Below are 15,062 nucleotides of genomic sequence, written 5' to 3' on the forward strand. Positions count from 1 at the left end.
AGGACCCGATCGGCCACAAGGGTGCGCGTCTGACCTCGCAGGTCACGCTCGCCGGTCGTTTCCTCGTCCTCGTGCCGTCCGGCGGCATGACGGGCGTCAGCCGCAAGCTGCCTGACCGTGAGCGCGCACGTCTGAAGTCCATCGTTTCGAAGATCGCCCCGAAGGATATGGGTGTGATTATTCGTACCGCGGCCGAAGGCGCGTCCGAGGAGGCTATCGAAAAGGATCTCGAGGCGCTGCGTCGGCAGTGGGACAAGATTTGCGAGAAGCGCGACCTGTATCTGCACGGCAAGCGTCCGAAGCTGCTGCAGGGCGAGCCGGATGTCGCCATTCGTGTGGTACGCGACATTTTCAACGACGATTTCTCCCAGATGATCGTCGAAGGCGACCGCGTGTACGAGCGGATCGAGGAGTATCTCGACACGATGGCCCCGGATCTGCGCGACAAGCTGGTCAAGTGGGACCCCGAAGAGCACGGCGGCAAGGACGTGTTCGACAAGTGGCAGATCGATTCCCAGCTGCGTAAGGGCATGGAACGTCAGGTCTACCTGCCGTCCGGCGGTTCAATCGTTATCGACCGCACCGAGGCTATGACCACAATCGACGTGAACACGGGCCGGTTCATCGGCAAGGGCAAAAGCCTTGAGGAAACCGTCACCCGGTGCAATCTCGAGGCGTCCGAGGAAATCGCCCGCCAGCTGCGTCTGCGTGATATCGGCGGCATGATCATGATCGACTATGTCGATATGGTGATGCCCGCGAACCGTGATTTGGTGCTGCGCCGCTTGGTCGAGTGCCTGGCGCGCGACCGCACCAAGCATCAGGTCGCCGAAGTCACTTCGCTCGGCCTGGTGCAGATGACGCGCAAGCGCATCGGTCAAGGCCTGGTCGAGGCCTTCTCGGAGGAGTGCCCGACGTGCAAGGGCCGCGGTTTCATCATCCATGACGAGCCGACGGTCAGCGCCGAGTATGACGATCCGTACGCGATGAAGGGCGGCGATCCGTTCGTCAAGACGAACAAGCACGGGCATGGCACCCCCGAGGTGCAGACGCCGAAGGGCTCGAGCCCAGCGGTCAAGGCCAAACTTGCGCAGATTGCCGCGGCAGCGGTCGCGGCGAATAACGCCGAGAATGCCGAGAATGCAGAGCGCGCCGAGCGCAATGCCGCCTCGCAGGCCGATGGCTCGGCCGACGCAGCCGCCGAGGCTGGCAATGCGGATGAGGCCACCGAACGGTGACTGACGGCCTTCGGGCACCGGTGCGAGACCGGTGCCTGAAGGCTGACACGCGCTGTTCCATCGACTTGACGGATGTACGCGGGTCGGTGTATTTTTGATAGTTGGTGTCTGGCCGGAGGCTCGAACGCGCTGGACAGTAAGCTTTCCACAACATAAGGAACGGAATATGTACGCGATTGTGAAGGCCGGTGGCCATCAGGAAAAGGTCGAGGTCGGTGACGTCATCCTGGTCAACCGTCTCGATGCGAAGCAGGGCGATACCGTGGAGTTCCCGGTCGCGCTCGTAGTCGACGGCTCCAAGGTCACCCTTGCCGCCAAGGACCTTGCCAAGGTCTCCGTGAAGGGCGAAGTCGTGAACGACGAAGCCAAGGGCCCGAAGATCAACATCATGAAGTACAAGAACAAGACTGGCGTGACCCGTCGCAAGGGCCATCGTCAGAAGCTCAGCCTCGTCAAGATCACCGAGATCGCCTGAGCGTTCTTGAGGACCGAAAGGAATTAGATCATGGCACATAAGAAGGGCGCTTCCAGCTCACGTAACGGGCGCGATTCGCAGCCTCAATACCTCGGTGTGAAGAAGTTCGGCGGCGAGTCCGTGCTCGCCGGCAACATCCTCGTCCGTCAGCGCGGCACCAAGTTCCATCCCGGCGAGAACGTCGGCATGGGCAAGGACCACACCCTGTTCGCCCTCAAGGACGGCAGCGTGAAGTTCGGTGTCCGTCGTGACCGTAAGGTCGTCGACGTCGTCACCGCCTGACGTATCCATACATGAAGCCGCGCCCGTTGTCGGACGCGGCTTTTTTGTTGCCCTATGATGCTTGCGGCGCGGCTTATGGCGCGGTTGTTCCAGTGCATCGCGTCGTGACGGTTGTCCCGTATCGCTGCGGGCTCAGTCTTAGGGCGCATCGCGCATGATATCGCGGTATGGCGGTATCGTTGATTATCCATGAATTCCCGTCCGTCTTGTGCGTTCACCGGCGGTCGGACGACGTAAGGTGACACTATGGCAGATTTTGTTGATCGGGTGACCGTCCATGTCAAGGGCGGCGACGGGGGTAACGGCTCCGCAGGCATCAGGCGTGAGAAATACAAGCCGCTTGCCGGCCCTAACGGCGGCAATGGCGGTGACGGCGGTTCCGTCATCTTCGTCGCCGATGAGAACGCGAACAGCCTGCTGGATTATCGGTTCATTCCCCACCGCACAGCCGACAGCGGCACGATGGGCCTGGGAGATACGAAAGACGGTTCGAAAGGCAAGGATCTGATCCTGCCGGTGCCGGTCGGTACGATGATTTTTACCGCCAAAGGCGCTAAAGGCCAAACGAAGCGGCCCGGCGAACTGCTTGCGGATCTGCGGCATGCGGGGGACCGGTTTGTCGCCGCCGCGGGCGGTGCAGGTGGCCTCGGCAACGCCGCACTGGCGAACCGCACGCGTCGCGCTCCGGGCTTCGCCTTGCTTGGTGAACCGGGTGAGGAACGCGATGTCGTCCTTGAGCTCAAGTCTATTGCTGACGTCGCATTGGTCGGCTTCCCCTCGGCGGGCAAATCCAGCTTGGTCGCCGCAATGAGCGCCGCCAAGCCGAAAATCGCCGATTACCCGTTCACCACGTTGGTGCCGAACCTCGGCGTGGTCATGGCCGGCGATTACCGCTACACCATCGCGGATGTGCCGGGTCTGATTCCGGGTGCTTCCGAAGGCAAGGGGCTTGGTCTGGAGTTCCTGCGCCATATCGAGCGCACGGAAATCATCGTGCATGTCATTGATTGCGCGACCCTCGAACCAGACCGCGACCCGGTTTCCGACTACCACGCGCTCGAACATGAGCTCGCCCAGTACGCGGACAAACTGGAGCTGCCGGTGGGTGCGATTGCGATTCCCGATCGTCCGCGCATCATCGTGCTCAACAAGGTAGATGTACCTGAGGCCAAGGAACTCGCGGATTTCGTGCGTCCAGAATTCGAGAAGATGGGGCTTCGCGTCTTCGAGGTGTCCACCGCCTCACACGCCGGTCTCAAAGAACTCGGGTATGCCCTCGGCGAGCTGGTTACCCAGATGCGCAAGGAGGTCGCGCGGCGTGAACAGGAGCAGGAGGACGAGCGCGTCGTCATCAAGCCGCTCGAACGCAAGGGTCGCAGACGTCCTGCCGCGGCTGCAGAGGCTGATTTCAAGGTCGAGCGTGAAACGAACCGCAACGGTGACGTATGGTTCACCGTCACCGGCACTAAGCCGGAACGTTGGGTCGTCCAGACGAACTTTGACAATGACGAAGCCGTCGGCTATCTCGCCGATCGGCTGGCCAAGCTCGGTGTTGAGGACGAGTTGCGGCGCCAGGGTGCGCACGCGGGCGACGAGGTGCGCATCGGGCGGGGCGATCGGGCGGTCGCCTTTGACTGGGATCCGACCATCGCGGCGGGTGCTGAGATGCTGGACGGGTCGCAACTGGGCTCGCGCGGCAAGGATCTGCGCCTCGAGGCGAATGATCCGCGTGCCCAGCGCCGTACGAATGCGGAACGACGTCGCGAATACCACGAGATGATGGATGCCCGCGCGGCTGTGCGTGAGGCGATGATGGCAGAACGCAAGGCCGGACACTGGGCCGATCCTAGTGTGGACGACGACCGCCATGACCGCGAAAGCCTGTTCGGACGTGGCGAGGCCGGTGACGACCAGGAGCAGGACAGCGAGGAAGCCGGGGAGTAATGGCACAGCCCACGCATGAGAGAGTCAGACGGTCCATCGCGCAAGCGCAGACGATTGTGGTCAAGGTCGGTTCCAGCTCGCTGACCAAGCCTTCGGGACACCTTGACCCGGCGAAACTGGACGCGCTGGTCGCGGCACTCGCATGCGCGCGGTTGCAGGGGGCGCGCATCGTCCTCGTGTCATCAGGCGCTATCGCAGCCGGGTTCGGGCCGCTCGGCTTCGAGCGCCGGCCGGCCGATATCGCAACGCAGCAGGCCTGCGCATCCGTCGGTCAGGGGCTGCTCATGGCCCGGTATGAGGTGTCGTTCAGCCGTTTCGGCATCCGGGTCGGCCAGATTCTCATCACCGCGGAGGACACGATCCGCGCGACGCAATACCACAACGCGCAGCGCACCTTGGACCGTTTGCTCGATCTGGGCGTCGTACCGGTCGTCAACGAGAACGACGCCCTGGCGAATAACGAAATCCGGTTCGGTGACAACGACCGCCTGTCTGCGCTGGTGGCGAATATCGTGCGCGCGGACGCCCTCGTGCTGCTCACTGACGTGGACGCCTTGTATACCGCGCCCCCGAGCCAACCCGGTTCGAAGAAAATCGACTTCGTGCCCGATGTTGAGCGCGCGCTCAATGAGGTCAAAGTTGCGGGCAGCTCCTCCGGTGTCGGTACCGGAGGCATGGTCACCAAGTTGGAAGCTGCCCATATGGCCGCGGTCTCGGGCATTCCCGCGGTGCTCACCTGTGCCGCGAATGCAGGTCCGGCCCTGATGGGCGACCCGGTGGGTACGGCGTTCGCACCCATCAAGCGGCGTGGTTCGTCGAGGCGGTTGTGGATTAAATTCGCGTCGCATCCGCGTGGCGTGCTTGTCGTGGACACGGGAGCCGCGCAAGCCGTGCGTGCCGGCCGTGCGAGCCTGCTGAGCGCCGGCGTTCTCGAGGTGCGCGGCGATTTTTCCGCCGGCGACCCGATCTGGATTGACGACGAATCCGGCCATCATATCGCCAAGGGGCTGTCCGGCTACGATTCCGAGGAAATCCCGCGCATGCTGGGGCGCAACACCGCGCAGCTGCGGCGTTTCTTCGGCGACGAGTACGCGCATCCGCTCGTGCATCGCGATAATCTCGTTCTTGTGTGATCTGCGGGATTTGTGCGTTTCGCGTGATTCGTGGGATTTGCACGAATCGTCATATATGCTTCGCGCGACTGGCGTGACGGTATGACTGCTGTTTCGTGACTGCTGTTTCGTGATTGTCGTTTCGTGATTGTCGTGCTGTGTCTGGCCTATAGCGGCGCCCCTTGGAGGCCGCCATACCGCGACCGTCTTATTGCGCCGTACAAGTGCGTGTCGCGGCGGCAGGATGGTTTTCGCCCGTAGCGATTACAGTAGAAGCCATGACTATGGCTGACTGGCAGAACCTGAGCGACCGTGTCAACAATGTCGCCCCCAGCGCGACCCTCGCTGTCGATTCGAAGGCGAAGGCAATGAAGGCGCAGGGCATCGACATCGTGGCCTACGGTGCGGGCGAGCCGAATTTCCCCACCCCTGAGTACATCGTCGACGCCGCGGCGGCCGCATGCCGTGACCCGAAGAACCACCGCTACACCCCGACTGCCGGTCTGCCCGAGCTGCGTGAGGCGATCGCACGCAAGACGCTGCGCGATTCCGGCTACGAGGTCTCGCCCGACCAAGTGGTGGTCACCAACGGCGGCAAGCAGTCCGTGTACGAGGTATTCCAGCTGCTGCTCAATCCTGGCGACGAAGTCATCATCCCCGCCCCGTATTGGACAAGCTATCCTGAGGTCGTCAAGCTCGCCGGTGGCAAGCCGGTACCGGTGTTCTCCGGCGCCGAACAGGGCTTCGAACCGGATATCGACAAGATCGAGGCTGCGCGTACTGATCACACCAAGGCAATCATCATCACTTCGCCGTCCAACCCGACCGGTGCCGTATGGAGCCGCGAAACCATCAAGGCGATCGGCGAGTGGGCCGTGGAACACCATGTGTGGGTCGTTTCCGATGAAATCTACGAACACCTCAACTATGACGGCGTGAAGACCGCCTATGTCGGCGCCGAAGTGCCCGAAGTGCGCAACCAGCTGCTTGTGCTCAACGGCGTGGCGAAGACGTATGCAATGACCGGCTGGCGCGTCGGCTGGACCGTCGCCCCGCTCGAGGTCGCCAAGGCACAGACCAAGCTGCAGAGCCATATGACGTCAAATGTCGCCAATGTCTCCCAGCGTGCTGCACTCGCCGCCGTCGCCGGCGACCTGTCCGCCGTGGCCGAGATGCGTGAGGCCTTCGATAAGCGCCGTCGTGCCATCGTCGCCGCCCTCAACGAGATTCCGGGCGTGCATTGCCCGATGCCGACCGGTGCGTTCTACGCGTTCGCGAACATCGAGGAGCTGCTTGGCAAGCCGCTGGGCGCCAACGACTCAGTTGCCCACACGTCGCAGGAATTCGCCGCGCTGCTGCTCGACGAAGGCCATGTCGCCGCGGTTCCGGGCGAGGCGTTCGGCGCCCCCGGCTATCTGCGCTTCTCGTACGCGTTGTCCGACGAGGATTTGGCCAAGGGCATGCGTTACTTCAAGGAGTGGATCGGCTGATTCCCGTAGGGGTGCGGTGCCCGGTCACGGCATGGGTCGTGGCCGGGCACTTGTCGTCTGAACCGAATGCTGTCTGGTCGGTGCCCACGTCATTTCGACACTCTGATTTTCGGCGGTATGACGCGTGTGGCGAAACCCGATTGGACTAAATCGCGAGTACCCGCTAAGATGACCTCTTGGCGGTTTTGCTCAGTCCCGTCGTTTCGATAGAATGAGCAGAGTTCACCTAGGGATGTGGCGCAATTGGTAGCGCAACGGTCTCCAAAACCGTAGGTTGTGGGTTCGAGTCCCGCCGTCCCTGCCAGTCTTTTGGATGTTCAGTAGCCGAGCGAAGGATGGAAATGGCCAAGGCACGTACAGACAAGCCGCGTAAGCCCAATATTTTCATGCGGATCGGCTTGTATATCAAGCAGACGTTCAATGAGCTGCGCAAGGTTGTGACCCCTACCGGCAAAGAGCTGTTCTCTTGGTCGTTCGCGGTGTTCGTGTTTGTGCTGGTGCTGATGGCCCTGGTCACTGCCATGGACTTTGGCTTGGGCAAGCTCGTGTTGCTCGTTTTCGGCTGATCCGTACACACGAAGGTTAAGTAAGCATGGATGATGAAGTGAATCTCGAGAATCTGGACTCGTTGCCAGACGTGGTATCCGATGAGGATGCTGCGAATGGTGACATTCCTGCGGCCCAGCAGCCGGTGGCGTCGGAAGCTGACGCCCAGCCCGCTGCGGACGACGTTCAGGGCGCCGAGCCGGAGCAGACTGCTACCGCCGATGCCGAGGCGACGGATGCCGCCGAAAGCGCTGAAGGCGAGTCCGATCAGACGCAAGCCAAGGAAGACGAACCGGTTGAAGATGCCGGCACCAAGGCTGTCGAAGAGTTTTCCAAGAGCCTTCGCATGCTTGACGGCAAGTGGTATGTGCTGCATACGTACTCCGGCTATGAGAAGCGCGTGAAGACCAACATCGAATCCCGCGTGCAAAGTTTCGGTCTCGAGGACCAGATTTTCCAGGTGGAAGTGCCGATGGAAGAGGTCGAGAAGCATACTGAAAAGGGCAAGAAGGTCATCACCCGCGTCCGTGTGCCTGGCTATGTGCTGATTCGTATGTGGCCGGATGAGGACGCCCGCCGTATCGTGCGTGAAACTGAGGGCGTGACCGGCTTCGTCGGCCCGACCAAGGATCCGGCACCGTTGTCGCGCGAGGAAGTCGTGCAGATGATGGCGCCGATGATTGCTTCCGAAGCGCTGAAGGCAGCCGGTGACAAGCCCGCTGCTGCGAAGAAGCGCAAGCTCGAGGTTTCCTATGCGGTTGGCGACCAGGTCACTGTCACCGATGGTCCGTTCGCGACCATGCCGGCTGTGGTCTCCGACGTCGAACCGACCACGCAGAAGCTCACGGTGCTCGTGTCCATCTTCGGCCGCGACACGCCTGTGGAGCTTGGCTTCGGACAGGTCGAGAAGATCGACTGAATCCGAACAATCCGTACGTACTCAATGGCGGCGGCACCTCAACGGGTGCCGCCGCCATTGTCATTGTGCTCGACAAATCCAATCTGGTTACGCTGGGAGGAGCTTTTGCATCGCCAGTTTATGGGGTTTCTTAATCTGGTTACGCTGGGTGGGGTCGTTGCGTAGCTGGTTTGTGAGGAGGGGAGTTCCGGGTGGTGATTGTCACGGCATAGTCGGTGTTATCGCGCCGCAGCGCATCATGGGCGTGGCGACACTGACGTTGTCGAGACGAACGAGCATAATAGTGTTGTTTGTGTCTGGAGGGGAGACCCGCTAGCACAGCACAGCAATGAACGTTGCGGGAGGAGACCGCGCCTCGTGCGTGGCGACCGTAACTACCGCTTCACAGAAAGAAGAACCAGACAATGGCTCCTAAGAAGAAAGTCACAGCGCTGATCAAGCTTCAGATCCAGGCTGGCAAGGCGAACCCCGCCCCGCCGCTGGGTCCGGCTCTGGGTTCGCATGGCGTCAACATCATGGACTTCTGCAAGGCCTACAATGCGGCCACGCAGGACAAGATGGGCCAGGTCGTCCCTGTTGAGATCACCGTTTACGAAGATCGTTCCTTCACCTTCGTGCTCAAGACCCCGCCGGCCGCAGCTCTGCTGAAGAAGGCCGCCGGTATCCAGAAGGGCACCGAGAACCCGCTGACCCACAAGGTCGGTACCGTCACCAAGGCTCAGGTCCGCGAAATCGCCGAGATCAAGATGCCTGATCTGTCCGCCCGCGACGTCGAGGCTGGCATGAAGATCATCGAAGGTACCGCCCGCTCCATGGGCATCACGGTCACCGACTGAGAGGAGAAGGACAGATGGCTAAGAAGCACTCCAAGAAGTACCGCGAGGCGGCCGAGAAGGTCGATCGTAACAACCTGTACACCGCTCCTGAGGCGATCGCTCTGCTCAAGAGCATGCCGAAGCGTGGTTTCGATGAGACCATCGAAGCCGTGTACCGTCTGAACGTGGATCCGCGCAAGGCCGACCAGCTCGTGCGCGGCGTCGTCAACCTGCCGAACGGCACGGGTAAGACCGCAAAGGTCCTCGTGTTCGCCCGCGGCCCGAAGGCCACCGAGGCCACCGAGGCCGGAGCCGACATCGTCGGCGATGACGATCTCGTGCAGAAGGTCCAGGACGGCTTCCTCGATTTCGACGCCGTCGTGGCTACCCCGGACATGATGGGCAAGGTCGGCCGTCTCGGCCGTATCCTCGGCCCGCGTGGCCTGATGCCGAACCCGAAGACCGGCACCGTGACCATGGACGTCACCAAGGCTGTCAAGGATATCAAGGGCGGCAAGATCGAGTTCCGTGTGGACAAGCACGGTAACCTGTCCTTCCTGATCGGCAAGATGTCCTTCGAAGAGAAGGCTCTTGACGAGAACTTCAAGGCAGTGGCCGACGAGATCAAGCGTCTCAAGCCGTCCACCGTGAAGGGCCGCTACATCACCAAGGCGACCATCACCTCCACGATGGGCCCCGGCATCCCGCTGGATACCGCGACGCTCGCCTGATTTCTGGTTCCGTCCGTTATTTCGAGCCTAGGGCGGAACGAGAACGCATCAGCCCCATGCATGCCGATTTCCGGTGTGCATGGGGCTTTCCCATTTTGCAGGTCTTTTCTGGGGCTTTCGTGCCAAGTTGGTCAGAGCCCAGCATATTCGTGTCCAGTACTTCGAAGTCCGGTACGTCCGGGAAGTCAGCGGTACACCCTACAGTGTGCCGTCATCGCGCCACAAACCGGCATCGCGCAGCCGCCCGAGCGTAATCGCCGTCGAGAGCACATATGCCTCGCGTGTATCGGTTGCATCCCAGCCGCAAATCTCCGTGGCCCGTTTGAGCCGGTACCGCACGGTATTCGGGTGGACACTCAGCGCGCGGGCCGTTGCATCCAGTGAAGCGCCGGAATCAAGGAAAATGCTGACCGTCTGGAGCGTCGGATCATTGGGATTGTCGCCTTTGAGCGCCTCGTAGATTGATGTGATTAGTTCGTCGCGCGCATCCTCATCGCCCATCAGGGCACGTTCCGGAAGCAGATCCTCGCATCGCATGGGTTGCGGCACTTCGCGCGTGCAGGCGTTGAGCGCGAACAGGGCGTTGATGACAGCCCGAATGGCGCGGGACGCCCCGTCGGCGTTCTGTCGGGTGGGTCCGAGACAAATCGGCTCATGCCCGTCGAAACACGTTTCGGCGATGTGCGCGACTTGGTCCGGGCTGGTTCCGTCATCGACGCGCACCAACGCCACCAGATTCCCGTCATGCTCGCCAATCAAGCAATCCTGCGGGGTGCCGTCGGCATGCGGCGGCAATTGGCTTCGGATTGATGCCGCGCAGGTGGCGACATCGTGCGCCGGGGGAGTGCCGGCGATACTGCAACAGACATAATGCGCAGGCCATCCAAGCGTATGCATCAACGAGACGACCCGCTCGTCGTCAGTGCTTTCCGCGAGACAGGCGAATACGATGGATTCGAGCAGGGTTCGTGCGTCGGCTGGACGCGGCGACCCCGGTGCCGTTGCCGCGATAACATTCGATTGGTCAGCAGATCCTGGTGTTCCTGATATTCCTGGTGTTCCGGCTGCTCCGGCTGCTTCATCTGTCGTTCCCACAACATCGGTACCGGCAACGTCGGCCGGCCGGCCGCGTTCCAGCACATCGTCCCCCAACAGCACGGCGAGACGAGCCATCAACAGGTCAAGCAGATCCTTGCGATTGGATTCTGACCCGGAGTGTGCAGAAACGGAAACCATACTGCCAGCCTAGTCCCGCCCGGATTCAGTGTCACGGTGATGTCCACCCGCACTGTCCTCGGGCCCGGCGATACGCGTATTGGGGCAACGCCTGGACTGCTTGGACTCGCGCCAGTAGGTCAGTGCGACGAAGCAGAATACGAAGGTCAGCGGGAGCATGTGGCGTTCGAAGTTGTTCGCCGGTGACGTGACCATCACGCCCATGAGCAGCAACAACGGCATATGCCACGCGAGGGTGCGCCAACGGCGGCGGACCACTTCGGCGGCACCGAACAGCAGGGTCAATATGACATAGAAGTTGCCATGCGTGACCCATCCGAGCACGGGGATCTTGCCCCAGTCGCGCGCGAACCTCGCGATATCCTCACGCCATTGCGGCTGCCAGTCCTTGATCCATTCGGTGTTGTTCACCACGTAATCGCTGGTCACGTAATAGTCCATAGAGACATACGGCAAATCGGCGATGTCAAAATAGCCGAAGCATTCAGCGAAGAACGCATCCGCAGCGATAACCGGGTTCGCCTTGACAATCTGCCACCACGCGCTGTTGAAATCAGCCATATCCTCTTTCGTGACGGAACGCCAACGATAGCTGACTTTCTTGGATTGAATCCCGGAGGATTTCACCGGGTCGGCGTCCTGCTGGAAGTAGGATTCACCCATCTGGTCAAGGTTGAAGATCGGGGCGAGCTTGTCCGCCGCGTCCTTGGGGATGCCTTCGGGATTGCGTCGGGCGACGCGTGCGATTTGCTGCAGCTGGATGCCGCGGCTTTCGATTGGGTCGCCGTTGATGACCTTGCCGGTAGATACCAGAAGGACCAAGCCGCCATGCAGGATGACCGCCGGCAGCAGCAGGGCCGCGATGTAGGTCTTCCAACGCCCGCGGTCGGCGATGAGCATGATGAGTGTCTGCGCGAGGAGAATGTACCATGCGTATTTCGCGCTGATCAGCATGACGCAGGCGCTGGCGATGAATGCTGCGAGGGTGCGTGCGGGCAGTCGACGGGGTGTCTCGCTGCGCTTGACGCGGGTCATATGCAACTGGTAGGCGATACCGAACCACCAGACGAACGCGAAGGCGAACAGCGGCGATTTCGTCAGACTGATAGTGGAGAACACCGCGATCGGGCACAGCAGGAAGAACAGGATGATAATGGCGCGCTGCCATACCCCGGCCCTCGCGACGGCATGCGGATAATCCCCGGGTGCGCTCCCTGGTTCGCTGATTGGGACAACGGCGGCATCGGCGTCCTTCCCAGACTCATGTCCGAGCCACGGCAGGTTGAGGAATCGGTGCATCGTGGCCGAACAACAGAACACCGCGAACAGGAACTGCAACGAGGACAACACGACATATCCCGCATCGTTCGAACCGGTGAAATACCGGGATGCGGCGGCGACGGCTCCATAGAACACGGTGAGCACGAGATTGTGCTGGTCCGTCAGATAGGTCGGGTCTTGCGGCCACAGGTAGTGCGCGGTCGGGTAGATATCCATCGGGACGAAGGCGAAGAACCCGGTATACGGCTGTTGTAGTCCGGTCCATTGGTTCCACGCCCAACTGAACTCACGAATCTGTGAACGGATATCCGCGCCGAACGCCGACAGCAGGGTGACCGGCACCCACAGCCATCCGATGAACATGATGAGCGCAAGGCCGATCCAACTGCGCGTGCACCGCATGATGATGCGTGGAGTAAACGTGCGGATGGCGGTCCAGCAGCGTCCGACGGCATGGGCGAATCGTGTGGCTGCGAATCGCCGCCACATGCGCGCCAGGGCGTGCCACGGTTTGCAGATGTTCCGACGCCATCCGGTGCGGCAGAAAGTTCCAATCGCTGCCGACGCCCGACGGCAGGCGGAGCGAACGGATGATGGGATGGCCGCAAGCCCGCCGCCGACGCGCACCAACGCGATGAGCAGCGTCAGATAGATGGCTAGGGCGAGAAGGAAATAGACGGTGTTGACGAATCCCCAGTCGGCGATGCTGCCGCCGTACCAATAGAACGGACCAATCGCCGTGCAGAAACTCAGCCACAGGACGGCGAGGGTCGCCAGCGTCCACCGGGCGATGGCACCGGCCTGCGCGCGGCGCGAGGAATGCTTGCCCGCCCTGGCCTTGGAACGCATCGCCGCTTGATCGGGCTGCACGGATGGCGTGGTTGTGGCTCTCGTGGTTCGCGTGGCTTCGGTCATGCTTGAGCATTGTAGTCTGACGCAAGGAGCCGGGGCTGGGTGCAGGAGGGGTGCGCGATGACTGCGGGCGTGGCCGTGGAGGTGGTTGTGTGAGGATTGGCTCGCACAACGGGGTTTGAGATGGTTAGCATCGGGCGGAGGGGTTGTGGACGGAGCCGTTGTGTGAGGATTGGCTCGCACAGTGTGGGCTGAGATGGTTGGAATCTGCGGTTTTCCCGTGCCGACGGGTCATTGTGTGAGGATCTGCTCACACAGTGACCGGTTTGTGGGGAGCGTATCCTGACCGCCTGCCGGTTCCGCAACCGCGGTCAATCCGCAACTTGGGGCCACCCGGCGCGTAAATCCGCGAAAAACGCGTCGTTCGGCGGTAGGCTGGTGCCATGATGACGAAACAGGGCACGGTTCCGCGCATGCCGCGGACCGAACAGGAGGCCGACCGGTTAATCGCGCTTGCCGAGGTGGATTCGACGAACACGCTCGCCGGCGAGATGCTCGCCGATGGGCGGATCGGGGGCGACCCGGCGGATGACGGGAAGATCACGGTGATTGCCGCGGATTATCAGACCGGTGGGCACGGCCGGCTGGGGCGCGCGTGGGTGAACCGTCCGGGGGAGTCCTTCACGGTGTCGTTCGTCACGGTGATGCCCGCCGATGTCGTGGCCGACGACACGGTCAACGGGTGGCTGCCGACACTCGCCGGCCTCGCCTCACGCGACGCAATCAGGTCAGCGGTGTTCTCTAGCGGCGCCCGTCCGCGTAAACAGGATTGCACGCTGGCCATCAAATGGCCGAACGACATTTTCTGCCATGGCCTGAAACTCGGGGGTATCCTGGTGCAGCTCGTGCCCTTGGATGAGCATCGCACCGGCGTGATCATCGGTATTGGCATCAATCTTGCCCTGCGCGCGGAAAGCCTGCCGACCCCGCAATCCACATCCTTGCAGCTGCATGTTGACCCGTTGCCGGACGCGCAAGTGCTGCGCGACCTCATCGCGGCGGGAATCACAGCCGGCCTGCGCGACCGCATCGCCCGGTTTGTGCGTGATCGCAAGACCTACGCTGCCCAGCTGCTTGAGGAGACCCGGCAGGTGAGCTGGACGCTTGGCAGGAGGGTGGAAGCCCGACTGGTCGGGGGTGAGACGATTGTCGGGCGTGCCGTCCGCATCAATCCGGACGCCTCACTGGCCATTGTGGACGACGGGGGAGTTGAACATACGGTGACGACCGGTGATGTCGGTGTTCTTGACTGATGGGCTACTGATGGCTCACTGACCGCCAGCGAGGGTCTGCTGTCCGCAACGGTGACAGACAACGCATACACATACGCGAAAGGCCGCCGCCCCATGCAATCGGGACGGCGGCCTTTCGTTATCGACTGGCGCGACTGGCGCATCCTGCCGTTACTTGCCGTTATTCGACATTATCTGCCGTTCTTCGACATCACTTGGCGTCACGGGCGATACGCGAGGACAGCCCGCTGACGGCTGCCGAGGCGACAACCGCCTTGAGCAGGTCGCCGCCGGCGAACCCGAGCGAAGCAAGCGCCACAGCGCTCAGCGGAACATGCGTGAGCATCGCCTGGATGCTCACACCGAAGGCGTACACAATCACCACGCAGCCGACCAGCGAAGCGCCGAAATATCTCGCGGCGGTCAGCCAGTAGCCACGCGCCCCCGTGCTGCGCGCCTTGCCCTTGAGCAGGGAGGTGACGATCACGCCCGGCAGGAAGCCGAACAGGAAGCCGGCGCTCGGGCCGACCAGCGCCAGCGTGGACATGCCGCCCGAGAACACCGGCAGTCCTGCAGCGCCAGCGAGCAGGTACAGCACGACCGCGCCGCCTGCCTCGCGCCAATCAAGGCTCAACGCGGCAAGCATCAGGACGAAGGTCTGCAAGGTGATGCCGACCGGAGTGCCGGGAATCGGGATGCGCCCGGCGGCAGCCGCGGCCCACAGCAGCAGCGCGAACAGCAGCGACATGCCTGCCGAACGCAGCAGGCGGCGGGCGGTGGTCGGGGCCGCGGAAGTCAGTGCGGCGGATGGTGTCTGATGTGACATGGGAATCCCTTCCTTTCATGCAA

14 protein-coding genes and 1 tRNA gene are annotated in these 15,062 nt (G+C 62.0%); 12 read left to right on the forward strand and 3 right to left on the reverse strand.

The genetic code is table 11. From position 1 onward, the window contains the following. The 11 genes from ACI38B_RS03220 to rplA all read left to right on the forward strand — a co-directional run. A partial coding sequence (locus ACI38B_RS03220; RefSeq protein WP_439729498.1) for an Rne/Rng family ribonuclease occupies positions 1–1,238 on the forward strand: 1,238 nt, incomplete at its 5' end. Between the two features lie 166 nt (positions 1,239–1,404). Next, entirely contained in the window at positions 1,405–1,713 is a 309-nt protein-coding gene (gene rplU / locus ACI38B_RS03225; RefSeq protein WP_015451052.1) for a 50S ribosomal protein L21, read from the forward strand. A gap of 30 nt (positions 1,714–1,743) precedes the next feature. Beyond that, a complete protein-coding gene (gene rpmA / locus ACI38B_RS03230) occupies positions 1,744–1,995 on the forward strand; it encodes a 50S ribosomal protein L27 (RefSeq protein ID WP_015451051.1) in 252 nt (83 codons plus the stop codon). 246 nt (positions 1,996–2,241) lie between these two features. Then, complete coding sequence (gene obgE / locus ACI38B_RS03235; RefSeq protein WP_439729499.1) at positions 2,242–3,939, forward strand: GTPase ObgE; 1,698 nt, start codon at positions 2,242–2,244, stop codon at positions 3,937–3,939. After that, positions 3,939–5,072: a glutamate 5-kinase gene (gene proB / locus ACI38B_RS03240; RefSeq protein WP_439729500.1), complete on the forward strand. Its 1,134-nt coding sequence runs from the start codon at positions 3,939–3,941 to the stop codon at positions 5,070–5,072. The genes obgE and proB overlap by 1 nt, the downstream gene beginning before the upstream one ends. Positions 5,073–5,335: 263 nt before the next feature. Next, positions 5,336–6,541: a pyridoxal phosphate-dependent aminotransferase gene (locus ACI38B_RS03245; protein WP_439729529.1), complete on the forward strand. Its 1,206-nt coding sequence runs from the start codon at positions 5,336–5,338 to the stop codon at positions 6,539–6,541. Between the two features lie 228 nt (positions 6,542–6,769). Then, positions 6,770–6,845: transfer RNA gene (locus tag ACI38B_RS03250), tRNA-Trp, on the forward strand. Positions 6,846–6,882: 37 nt separating this feature from the next. Continuing rightward, a complete protein-coding gene (gene secE / locus ACI38B_RS03255) occupies positions 6,883–7,107 on the forward strand; it encodes a preprotein translocase subunit SecE (RefSeq protein ID WP_015451047.1) in 225 nt (74 codons plus the stop codon). A 26-nt stretch (positions 7,108–7,133) separates the two neighbouring features. Next, positions 7,134–8,006: a transcription termination/antitermination protein NusG gene (gene nusG, locus ACI38B_RS03260; RefSeq protein WP_439729501.1), complete on the forward strand. Its 873-nt coding sequence runs from the start codon at positions 7,134–7,136 to the stop codon at positions 8,004–8,006. Positions 8,007–8,410: 404 nt separating this feature from the next. Beyond that, positions 8,411–8,842 (forward strand): 50S ribosomal protein L11, encoded by a 432-nt coding sequence (gene rplK / locus ACI38B_RS03265; RefSeq protein ID WP_015451045.1) that lies wholly within the window; start codon positions 8,411–8,413, stop codon positions 8,840–8,842. Positions 8,843–8,856: 14 nt separating this feature from the next. Then, positions 8,857–9,552, forward strand: coding sequence for a 50S ribosomal protein L1 (gene rplA / locus ACI38B_RS03270; protein WP_015451044.1), 696 nt, complete (start codon positions 8,857–8,859; stop codon positions 9,550–9,552). A gap of 198 nt (positions 9,553–9,750) precedes the next feature. Here the strand turns inward: rplA and ACI38B_RS03275 are convergent, their stop codons facing one another. Beyond that, complete coding sequence (locus ACI38B_RS03275; RefSeq protein ID WP_439729502.1) at positions 9,751–10,788, reverse strand: helix-turn-helix domain-containing protein; 1,038 nt, start codon at positions 10,786–10,788, stop codon at positions 9,751–9,753. 9 nt (positions 10,789–10,797) lie between these two features. Further along, entirely contained in the window at positions 10,798–12,918 is a 2,121-nt protein-coding gene (locus ACI38B_RS03280; protein WP_439729530.1) for a DUF6020 family protein, read from the reverse strand. Positions 12,919–13,364: 446 nt separating this feature from the next. On the opposite strand from ACI38B_RS03280, the gene ACI38B_RS03285 reads away from it, so the two are divergent. After that, positions 13,365–14,234 carry a biotin--[acetyl-CoA-carboxylase] ligase gene (locus ACI38B_RS03285; protein ID WP_439729503.1) on the forward strand — a complete coding sequence of 290 codons (870 nt, stop codon included), beginning with the start codon at positions 13,365–13,367 and terminating at the stop codon, positions 14,232–14,234. A 190-nt stretch (positions 14,235–14,424) separates the two neighbouring features. Here the strand turns inward: ACI38B_RS03285 and ACI38B_RS03290 are convergent, their stop codons facing one another. Further along, positions 14,425–15,039, reverse strand: a complete 615-nt coding sequence (locus tag ACI38B_RS03290; protein ID WP_439729504.1) for a biotin transporter BioY — start codon at positions 15,037–15,039, stop codon at positions 14,425–14,427. Positions 15,040–15,062: the final 23 nt, after the last annotated feature.

Origin of the sequence: Bifidobacterium sp. (assembly GCF_051876855.1) — a bacterium.
Taxonomy (GTDB): Bacteria; Actinomycetota; Actinomycetes; order Actinomycetales; family Bifidobacteriaceae; genus Bifidobacterium.

Bases quoted from the DNA above. Each gene is read 5' to 3' on its own strand.
- nusG (WP_439729501.1), top strand. From the start codon at position 7,134: ATGGATGATGAAGTGAATCTCGAGAATCTGGACTCGTTGCCAGACGTG.
- ACI38B_RS03290 (WP_439729504.1), bottom strand. From the start codon at position 15,039: ATGTCACATCAGACACCATCCGCCGCACTGACTTCCGCGGCCCCGACC.
- ACI38B_RS03245 (WP_439729529.1), top strand. From the start codon at position 5,336: ATGGCTGACTGGCAGAACCTGAGCGACCGTGTCAACAATGTCGCCCCC.
- ACI38B_RS03285 (WP_439729503.1), top strand. From the start codon at position 13,365: ATGATGACGAAACAGGGCACGGTTCCGCGCATGCCGCGGACCGAACAG.
- rplA (WP_015451044.1), top strand. From the start codon at position 8,857: ATGGCTAAGAAGCACTCCAAGAAGTACCGCGAGGCGGCCGAGAAGGTC.
- secE (WP_015451047.1), top strand. From the start codon at position 6,883: ATGGCCAAGGCACGTACAGACAAGCCGCGTAAGCCCAATATTTTCATG.
- rplU (WP_015451052.1), top strand. From the start codon at position 1,405: ATGTACGCGATTGTGAAGGCCGGTGGCCATCAGGAAAAGGTCGAGGTC.
- proB (WP_439729500.1), top strand. From the start codon at position 3,939: ATGGCACAGCCCACGCATGAGAGAGTCAGACGGTCCATCGCGCAAGCG.
- ACI38B_RS03275 (WP_439729502.1), bottom strand. From the start codon at position 10,788: ATGGTTTCCGTTTCTGCACACTCCGGGTCAGAATCCAATCGCAAGGAT.
- ACI38B_RS03280 (WP_439729530.1), bottom strand. From the start codon at position 12,918: ATGCGTTCCAAGGCCAGGGCGGGCAAGCATTCCTCGCGCCGCGCGCAG.
- rplK (WP_015451045.1), top strand. From the start codon at position 8,411: ATGGCTCCTAAGAAGAAAGTCACAGCGCTGATCAAGCTTCAGATCCAG.
- obgE (WP_439729499.1), top strand. From the start codon at position 2,242: ATGGCAGATTTTGTTGATCGGGTGACCGTCCATGTCAAGGGCGGCGAC.
- rpmA (WP_015451051.1), top strand. From the start codon at position 1,744: ATGGCACATAAGAAGGGCGCTTCCAGCTCACGTAACGGGCGCGATTCG.